General features: G+C 47.5%; 11 protein-coding genes. 2 read left to right on the top strand and 9 right to left on the bottom strand.

Translation table 11 applies throughout. The features are described 5' to 3' along the window. Positions 1-273 precede the first annotated feature (273 nt). Positions 274-1,974 carry a sigma 54-interacting transcriptional regulator gene (locus tag EDM52_RS23595; protein WP_245997371.1) on the top strand — a complete coding sequence of 567 codons (1,701 nt, stop codon included), beginning with the start codon at positions 274-276 and terminating at the stop codon, positions 1,972-1,974. A 32-nt stretch (positions 1,975-2,006) separates the two neighbouring features. Here the strand turns inward: EDM52_RS23595 and EDM52_RS23590 are convergent, their stop codons facing one another. From EDM52_RS23590 to EDM52_RS23565, 8 genes are all read right to left on the bottom strand, one after another. Beyond that, positions 2,007-2,216, bottom strand: coding sequence for a hypothetical protein (locus tag EDM52_RS23590; protein WP_122911345.1), 210 nt, complete (start codon positions 2,214-2,216; stop codon positions 2,007-2,009). 260 nt (positions 2,217-2,476) lie between these two features. Continuing rightward, entirely contained in the window at positions 2,477-2,848 is a 372-nt protein-coding gene (locus tag EDM52_RS25370) for an AbrB family transcriptional regulator (RefSeq protein ID WP_245997368.1), read from the bottom strand. Beyond that, complete coding sequence (locus EDM52_RS25365; protein ID WP_245997366.1) at positions 2,817-3,269, bottom strand: AbrB family transcriptional regulator; 453 nt, start codon at positions 3,267-3,269, stop codon at positions 2,817-2,819. The genes EDM52_RS25370 and EDM52_RS25365 overlap by 32 nt, the downstream gene beginning before the upstream one ends. Next, positions 3,163-3,723: a substrate-binding domain-containing protein gene (locus EDM52_RS25575; protein ID WP_338068346.1), complete on the bottom strand. Its 561-nt coding sequence runs from the start codon at positions 3,721-3,723 to the stop codon at positions 3,163-3,165. Before EDM52_RS25575 ends, EDM52_RS25365 begins: the two co-directional genes overlap by 107 nt. Beyond that, complete coding sequence (locus EDM52_RS25570; RefSeq protein WP_338068345.1) at positions 3,714-4,079, bottom strand: LysR family transcriptional regulator; 366 nt, start codon at positions 4,077-4,079, stop codon at positions 3,714-3,716. Before EDM52_RS25570 ends, EDM52_RS25575 begins: the two co-directional genes overlap by 10 nt. 3 nt (positions 4,080-4,082) lie before the next feature. Continuing rightward, a complete protein-coding gene (locus EDM52_RS23575; protein ID WP_122911344.1) occupies positions 4,083-4,784 on the bottom strand; it encodes a TerC family protein in 702 nt (233 codons plus the stop codon). Between the two features lie 100 nt (positions 4,785-4,884). Beyond that, positions 4,885-5,097 carry a hypothetical protein gene (locus EDM52_RS23570; RefSeq protein ID WP_122911343.1) on the bottom strand — a complete coding sequence of 71 codons (213 nt, stop codon included), beginning with the start codon at positions 5,095-5,097 and terminating at the stop codon, positions 4,885-4,887. Between the two features lie 351 nt (positions 5,098-5,448). After that, on the bottom strand, positions 5,449-5,889 hold the full coding sequence (locus EDM52_RS23565) for a GNAT family N-acetyltransferase (protein WP_245997364.1): 441 nt from the start codon (positions 5,887-5,889) through the stop codon (positions 5,449-5,451). A 25-nt stretch (positions 5,890-5,914) separates the two neighbouring features. On the opposite strand from EDM52_RS23565, the gene EDM52_RS23560 reads away from it, so the two are divergent. Beyond that, the gene (locus tag EDM52_RS23560) at positions 5,915-6,673 is read left to right on the top strand and encodes a hypothetical protein (RefSeq protein ID WP_183185331.1); all 759 of its coding nucleotides are present in this window, start codon (positions 5,915-5,917) and stop codon (positions 6,671-6,673) included. On the opposite strand, the gene EDM52_RS23555 is transcribed toward EDM52_RS23560, so the two are convergent. Continuing rightward, a complete protein-coding gene (locus EDM52_RS23555; protein ID WP_122911340.1) occupies positions 6,633-8,057 on the bottom strand; it encodes a SpoVR family protein in 1,425 nt (474 codons plus the stop codon). The genes EDM52_RS23560 and EDM52_RS23555 overlap by 41 nt on opposite strands. Positions 8,058-8,375: the final 318 nt, after the last annotated feature.

Raw genomic sequence — 8,375 nt, 5'->3', positions numbered from 1 at the left:
CGCATTGAACAGCTTCAAAGGTAACACGAGGAAGAAATGAAGCAACAAGAAAAAGAATATGAGCAGCAGATTGAGGAATTGAAAAAGAAGAAGTAACGAATAAGCCGGTAATCCTTAGCGTACAGGATACCGGCTTATTTTCTGTCAATTAGGGCTTAGCGTACAAAATCCGCGTTTTGTTGGCGGTACCCCTTTCTCCCCGAGAATACCGACGCACTGTATGTAAATGATGCTCCGGAAACGGTCTATGAATCAATTGAAACTCTGCTCCAGATGGGGATTAACCACATTCGCTACCACCCTTTCTATCCCGGCAAGAAAAACTACGCCGAGGTGAAGATTGCCATTACTCCCGGTGAAATCAATCTGGTTCCCCCATTCATCCAGGAGGTGGTCAATATCGGCCCCAGGCTGATCGATATTACGACGCTCATGACGATCTTGCAGCATCTCCATCTCATGGAAAAAAAGGGGGACATTGTCTCCGAGAAATACATACGCAAAATCATCGACCTCAGCCAGAAGCTATCCAAGACCACCAAGGAATCCGACAGGCTCAACAAGCACCTCAAGCAGGTGCTGGACGGCGTAAACGACGGGATATTGGCGGTGAACAACAAAGGCGTTATCACTGTTTTCAATGAAAATTTAGCCCATATGCTGGGGATGCATTCGACTAAAGCCATCGGACGAAATCTGCAGGACATTTTCCGCAATCCGGAGTTGATCGGGTTCATTCTCGATGATTCACGGGAGGAATGGGGCTGGTTCTCCATCTTTCAAACCGATGTCATCGTTCACCGCTTTTACCTGGAAACAGAAGGGGCCATCGTGGCCACCTTCAAAAATGCTCACGAAACCATCGAAGTTGAAAAAACGATCCGTCGGGAGCTTGTGAAAAAAGGCTACATTGCTAAATACACCTTTCAGGATATACAGGGAGTCAGCTCCAGCATTCAAAAATGCAAGCAGATTGCTGCCAAGATCGCCAAGACCAATTTGACTGTGCTGATTGAGGGAGAGAGCGGTACCGGAAAAGAGCTGTTTGCGAGCGCCATTCACAATGAATCCCTGCGTCAGGACGGCCCTTTTTTGGCAGTAAACTTTAGCGCACTGCCGGATGATCTCGTTGAAAGCGAATTGTTCGGCTATGAAGAAGGAGCATTTACAGGGGCAAAAAAAGGAGGAAAGGTCGGACTGTTCGAGCAGGCAAACGGAGGTACGCTATTCCTGGATGAAATCGGAGATATCAGCTTGAAGCTTCAAGCCCGGCTGCTGCGCGTCCTGCAAGAAAAGGAGATCATGCGCATCGGCGGCAACAAAATCATCCCCATCGATGTGCGCATTATCGCGGCCACCAATAAAAATCTGCTGCACATGATTGAACAAGGCACCTATCGTGCCGACCTCTACCATCGCCTCAAAATCTTGTTTATCCATCTGCCTGAGCTGCGCAATCGCAAAGCGGATATTCCGCATCTGGTAAAGGTGTTTCTTCGCCAAAGCGGGAGAAGCCACATGCAGATCATGCCTGAAGTGATGGAGCATCTGATTCGGTATCAATGGAATGGCAACGTACGAGAGCTGAAAAATATCATCGATTACATGCTGGCGGTGTGCGACGAGTCGAGTATCACCTTGGATGATCTACCCAGCGAAAGCTTTTTTCAGCCCACTGCTGCCAACGCTCTCAGCCGTGAGACATTGGAGGAGCTGCCGAGCGATACAGAGGAATTTCTTTTTATCCTGGAAACGATTTTTACGAACAACCAACTGGGTGAATCGATAGGGAGAAAAAAAATCGCAGAAAAAACGCAAGCGTGGAAAAAGGATCTGTCCGAACAACAGCTGCGCACGAGGTTGAAAGCTTTGGAAGCGCGTGGCTTCATTCTCACTTCGCGGGGGAGGACAGGGATCAAGCTGACGAGCTCGGGATTGGAATACTTGACGAAAAAAGAAAATCGCCCCTTCTAAAGGTGGCGAGAGATCCCTTCTATACTGTTCATTTACTGTGCCTTCAGGGTCATGAGGCGGAACACAGCGCTCAACAGGAAAATGTTCATACCAGCAATCAAACATCCGATCGAGACCATCAGCGGGAAATTTTCCGATCTGAGATCGCTTACATTGAACACCAGCAAAAGCATACCGACGATTGTTGCAGTCCAAGCCATCCATTTTAATGTATTCGCAGCTTTATGATCTTGATTATTCATGTTGCATAACCCCTTATCATCCGTAGTAAGATAGCGCTTCCTTATTTGTTGCTTTGATTGTAACATAAAATTCACTTTTTGTTCATGATTTGTTCAATTTTTTATTAGAAATTTGTCAAAAGTTCTTCCGTAAACCTATTGGCTAGGCGATTGTTATTCTTTTCCTCTGTGTCAAATACGTGAAGATGTAAAAAAAACCTGCGTCGTCCACGAATGGAAAACGCAGGTTTTGATTTGGGCTACGCTGTTTAAAGATCGAATCAAGCGGACTTATTGGCTGCTTCCATCACTTCCGGATGGCGCTTCAACCACGTGCGTACTCCCAACGAAAACAGAGAAAGAACGAACAGCACACGGAACAATTGAAAAGCGGACACCAATAGCGGATCTGCTCCTATCGTCATCGCAGTAAGGCTCATCTCCGCGATTCCTCCAGGAGCGACAGCCAAAAGGTTGGTCGCCATGCTGGTCTCAGTCAGATAGCTCATGGTGAAAGCCAGCAGGATTACCAATAGGATCAGAAGCATTGCTTGCATCAGGCCAAGCAGGAAATATCGGCGATGATTTCTTATATCCTCTCTGCGGAAGCCCAAGCCAACGCTAATTCCGATCAAAATCTGCGCCCCAATCACCCTGCCCCATGCCGGGAGTCAGTGTAGCGGTCTCAGAAGCATGGGACAGCCAGGTCACGATGAACGGCACACATAGCACCACGGCGACAGCGCGGATCGAGTGAAAAATGGTAATGATCTGTTGATTTCCTCCCACCGACTGCCCGACTGCTACCATCTCCGACAAGCCACCGGGAATGTTGCTGAATACAGCCGTAATGCCATCGACCTTTCCTACCTTATGGAGCAGCCAGGCATTTCCCAAGCCAATCAACACAGTCATACACGTCGTAATCAGCATCAAACCGAGATGACCTGTCATAGCCTGCCAGATTTCAGTCGTCATGTGCAAGCCAAGCGATATGCCGATCACGACCAATCCGATATTTCGAAAGGATCGGGGAATCCACAAGTTTTTTACGCCCAGAAAAATGCTGATCACCGTGGTGACCAAAGCACCGAGCAACCAAGGCAGCGGACTGTTCAATCGTCTTCCCGTGTTTGTCGGTCAGCGCTTGGGTAAAGAGATGCTCCTTTCCTTTCAGCACAAAGCGCGGCAGGATCGCATAGCCCAAGCCGTTTGCCACCATTTCGGTACACGTATCCGCCTTGTCGACCTCCATCCCGACCATGGGAGGCTGTGCATAGTGACCCGTCCACCAATTTTCCAACAACGCCAGAAATAGCGGATCGGTCTCGTAATCGATCCGCGGCAGATTGGGGAGCTCCTGCAAGTCGACAGCATCTTTAGAGACCACGCAGATGCTCTCCTCGAACAGCAGCAGCTTTCGATCTGCCCATTTGTAGTCCCCGCGTACGAAGCCGACATGCACATCCTGGTTGTACACGGACTTGTAAACCTCTTTGCTAAAACCTGTTAGCACTTTTAACTCCACACCAGGATACTCCTGTGAAAAAGCTTCAACAGGCGCGGAAGCTGGCACCTGGCAAAGTAGTTGGAGACACCAAGACGTAGCGTACCCGTTACGGTTTCTTTCATGTTGGCGACATGTTCCTTGATTTTGCGCAGGCGAAGCAGCATTTCATCCGCACATCTGGCCAAATACTCCCCCTCTGGTGTAAATTGAACACCTCTTGGGCCCCGTTGCACGATCTGGACGTCGAACTCTTTTTCAATCTGACGCAGGCGTTTGGTGAGAGCTGGCTGAGAGATATACAACGCCTGAGCTGTCTTCGTAATATTTTGTTCCTGATACAGCATGTGAAGGATTTGCCAATCCCGATACTCCATAGGCTATACATTCTCCGCATTTTTATTGGTGGTAGGATTCGAATCAGGCTTCGAGCCATGACGCTTCATATAAGATCCCAAAGCAATGACCACAAGTGTCAAGGCAACGGGCAGGATAGTCGGCGAAAGCGGCACATACTTCTCTACGTACAGCCCGACCAGCTTGTCCCCCATAATCATTTGACCCGCTGTAAAACCCAGCATCCCTGCTCCAAGCAACACGATGACGGGAAAGCGTTTCATCAGCTTCATCAGCAAGCGGCTTCCCCAGATAATCATCGGAATACTGATGGCAAGCCCGATCACGACCAGGAGCATGCTGCCTTTTGCTGCACCAGCAACGGCAATGACATTATCCAAGCTCATAATCATATCCGCAAAAATAATCGTTTTCAGTGCTCCCATCATCGATGAGCTGCTCTCGACTTCACTGTCTTCCTCTTCGCCCTTCAACAGCTTGATCGCGATCACCAGAAGCAGCAGACCGCCCACTACCTGAACAAGCGGAATTTTCAAGAGCCAGATCGCTATAAAAGTCAGGACGACCCGCATTCCAACAGCCCCAAATGTTCCCCAAAAAATGGCCTTTTTCTGCAGCTGAGGATTCAAATTGCGGCAAGCCAGTGCGATCACGACGGCATTGTCGCCACTCAACACCAGATCGACGATGATCAGCTGCAGGACACTAAGTAGAAATTCTGTCATGATCGCTCCCCCATAACAACGTAAATAGTTACCTTTATCATAGACTTATCATTCGCTACACGCAGTATGATTTCAATTATTTTCCTGTATAGGGTGAATGCTAGGAGGCGCTTCGGAACAAATAGAAAAGGTCATCATCTCTGTGGTAGGATAACGACCTTTTGTGCTTGTTCTGATGCAGTTTTTCAGTCTTTGTCTTCGTCACGCGCTGTTTCATATCCGCAAATGCAAAAATGCTTCTGTTCAGCTCCGGATTGCGTTTGCCTTCGCGCGCCCACTTCTCGCGTTGCTTGCGTGCGCTGCTTTTTGCCATGCTGGTTCACTCCTTTATGATGATTGGCTTGGTGTTATCATACGGCTAGTTTTCTTCAGATGCAACCCTTACAAGCAATAAAAGATCTAATGAACCGACCACACTCCCATTCAAATAAACGAGATGCGGTCAGTTCATAGAAGATTTTTTTGATTACTTAAGAGAATCACTTCCATAAATAATTTTATGGATTTATCCGCAATATATCTCAGCTGTTGCTCATACTTTCCGTCTTTTTTTATAGATTGGATAAACTGGGATATGTCTGCTGTTTGATGTATTAATAGGTCAGTGGTTTTCCTAGAAGGATTACATATCAGATTTCCATTTTCCAGCTCATAAAAGATGCTTTTATTTCGATTGTGAAGGATTTGGTGTTCTATTGCATCCTGAAAATCCGTTAGGGTGAACATTATCAATCCCTACCTTTACAGCGAACATTCTAAGGTAAAAATCAATTGCGTTCGTATTTCTCTGATAAACTTTTAGTTGTATCGCTTCATTCTGCCCCTTTACAAACTCTAGCAGTTGTTTTCCATACCCTTTATTGTGTTGAGTCACATCAATGAACAATGCTGCTAGGTAATTGTCAACCATTGATACAAAACCTAAAACCTTCGTGCCTTGTTCAATAACATATGTCTGCAGATACGGGATTGCTGCAAGGGAAATCATCCACCATACATTGGCAATTCTTTGACCAGAAAAAAAGACATTTCCTGAAACGAACTGGATAAGGGACCAGCGGTTTGTTGTTGGTAGCGAGAATATGGTTTCTTCGCCTGGTCTCACATCCGGTATCGATGCAACCCTCTATGTGATCTCACAACAATTGGGCGAATCCATGGCTGAAAAAATAGCTAACGAAATGAATTATCCTTCTTACCATTTTGTCAAAAATCCAAAGGTTGATCCTTATTATATTGATCTGAGCGAATCTGTTTATTTGTTCAATCAAGCATTCCAATGGAACCAGAAACAGACAGGCGTGCTGCTGTATGACGGGATGGATGAAGGGGAGCTGTCAACGATTTATGATACGTATGCCGCTTCCGGAACGACTAAGGTAATTTCCCTTTCAAATTCGAAACAGCCGATCGTGACAAAATATAAACTTAACCTTATTGCAAAATATCAAATAGAGAATGGTCCGGAGCTGGATCGTGTGATCGTTCCGGTAAGCGATGCAAAAACCTTGGCAGATAAGATTGTAAAAGAGTGGTACGAAAAAGGAAGTGCCTTGGAGCCAGAATTCTTGCACAGCGATTCAGCAGACAGATTTATGTTCGATGCGCCGCTTGAAGATTTGTCGCGGCAGGAAGATATTCAGACAGCTATATACGGAGCAAAACGTCTGGAGTATCGCGCTGACTACCTGAAATTCGAGGGTATCCCGTTCTCTATCGAATCCTTCGGCGTACCGCTTTTGCTTACGGTAGTAGCTTTGCTGACAGCATTCTTTATCACCGTAGCCCCGATCCGGATGTCGGACCGAGTCTACGGTTTTCCCACTTTTCTTTCAGCCTATTCTTTGGCTACAAAAACCGGCGATTCACTTTCTTACCTTCATAGGTGAACAGTACCTGGCGATCCTCGATCACGGATTCCAGATGGACATTTTTGCCCCAGAGATGGTACACGTATGGCAACGTCTTCTCCACATATTTGACATCCAGCTCCAGCCCCTCGAAATGATGCTTGAGATACAGCTCGCCTGTACGCAAATGGTCGCCATCGTGAACCATGACGTAAGGGAAGCCTCCGTTCACGCGCGTCTCCGCCAGGGCATCCCGCACCTGCTCCCACTGTTTGTCGGTTACGACCCACTCGTTTCCTTGCTTGCCAAACATGTAGAGATCCAGCTTGCTGACGAGATCTTCTGTGAGGAAATTGCGGATAAAGCTGATATCCGACTCCAGCTCCCGCACCTCAAACAGCTTCGCGCGCCCCTCTCCAGGCTTGCGTCCAGATCGCTCCTGTTCTTCCTTCGTCGGATTGTTCCAGCGTTCCTCGATATCCTCAAAGATTTTCAAGCCGAGATGGTACGGATTGATGCTCGTCGTGGACGGCTGGATCACGGAGGAGTGCAGCTTGGCAAAATCAATCGTCTCCGCCTCGGTGAGCTCCATCTCCCGCAGGATGCGCATATGCCAGTAGGTAGCCCAGCCTTCGTTCATGATCTTCGTCTCCAGCTGCGGCCAGAAATACAGCATTTCATCTCGGATGATCGTCAGGACGTCGCGCTGCCAGTCATCCAGCACCGTGCTGTACTCCATGATGAACAGCAGCAGGTCTTTCTCCGGTGCAGGCGGGAATTTGCGCAAAGCAGGCTTCGCGGCACCTTCTTGGTCCTTTTTCTCCCTTTGATCCAGTCCCCACAAATCGTCGTAGGGGCCGGTGCGCTCCCTTCCCTTGTTCACCGGCTCCTCCGGCTCCCGCTTCCAGCGAAGCTTGGGACGCAAGAGGCTGGGATCGATATGCTCCTGGATGGCGAGTGCCGCATCCAGCAGATTTTCGACAGCTTCTTTTCCGTACTGGATCTCATACTGGCGGATTCGCTCCGAGCTTGCCGCCATGCTTTCCACCATTTCTCTATTGGTGTTGGAGAAGCGCATGTTGTTCTTGAAAAAGTCGCAGTGAGCCAAAACGTGTGCCACGATCAGCTTGTTCTGGATGAGCGTATTTCCGTCCAAGAGAAAGGCGTAACACGGATTGGAGTTGATCACCAGCTCGTAAATTTTGCTCAGGTTCAAATCGTATTGCAGCTTCATTCTGTGAAAGGATTTTCCGAAGCTCCAGTGCGAGAATCGCGTCGGCATGCCGTACGCACCAAATGTATAAATGATGTCAGCCGGACAAATCTCATAGCGCATCGGATAGAAATCAAGGCCGAACCCCTTGGCGATTTCCGTTATTTCATCGATGGATCGCTCCAGCTCCTTGCGTTCTTCGTTTGTCATACATTCCCCTCCTCTTTGCCACACCTGCTATATGTATATGGGGAAATGGGGCAAAAGAAGCCATGTTTGCTGAATATGTGATATGTATTGAAGGATTGACCAACACATGGATGCACTGGGCATTTCCCCTAAAATTTTGTCCAACTTGTGAATTCGTATGTGAGAGAGCGATAAAAACACTTACATGAATCAATTTCATAATTGCTCATCTTAAAAATATACAGACTGCCCCAATCTCTTCTTTATCCTTTTTTAAAAACTAAGCCGCGACTGGCTTCTTGTTTTCCAGTGCGTTACGAATCCGATCAGTGGCTAATT

The sequence above is a fragment of the Brevibacillus invocatus genome (assembly GCF_003710915.1).
GTDB classification, from domain to species: Bacteria; Bacillota; Bacilli; order Brevibacillales; family Brevibacillaceae; genus Brevibacillus; species Brevibacillus invocatus.
Note: the sequence above shows the minus strand (reverse complement) of the source record. Positions and strands in the feature narration are given on the sequence as shown.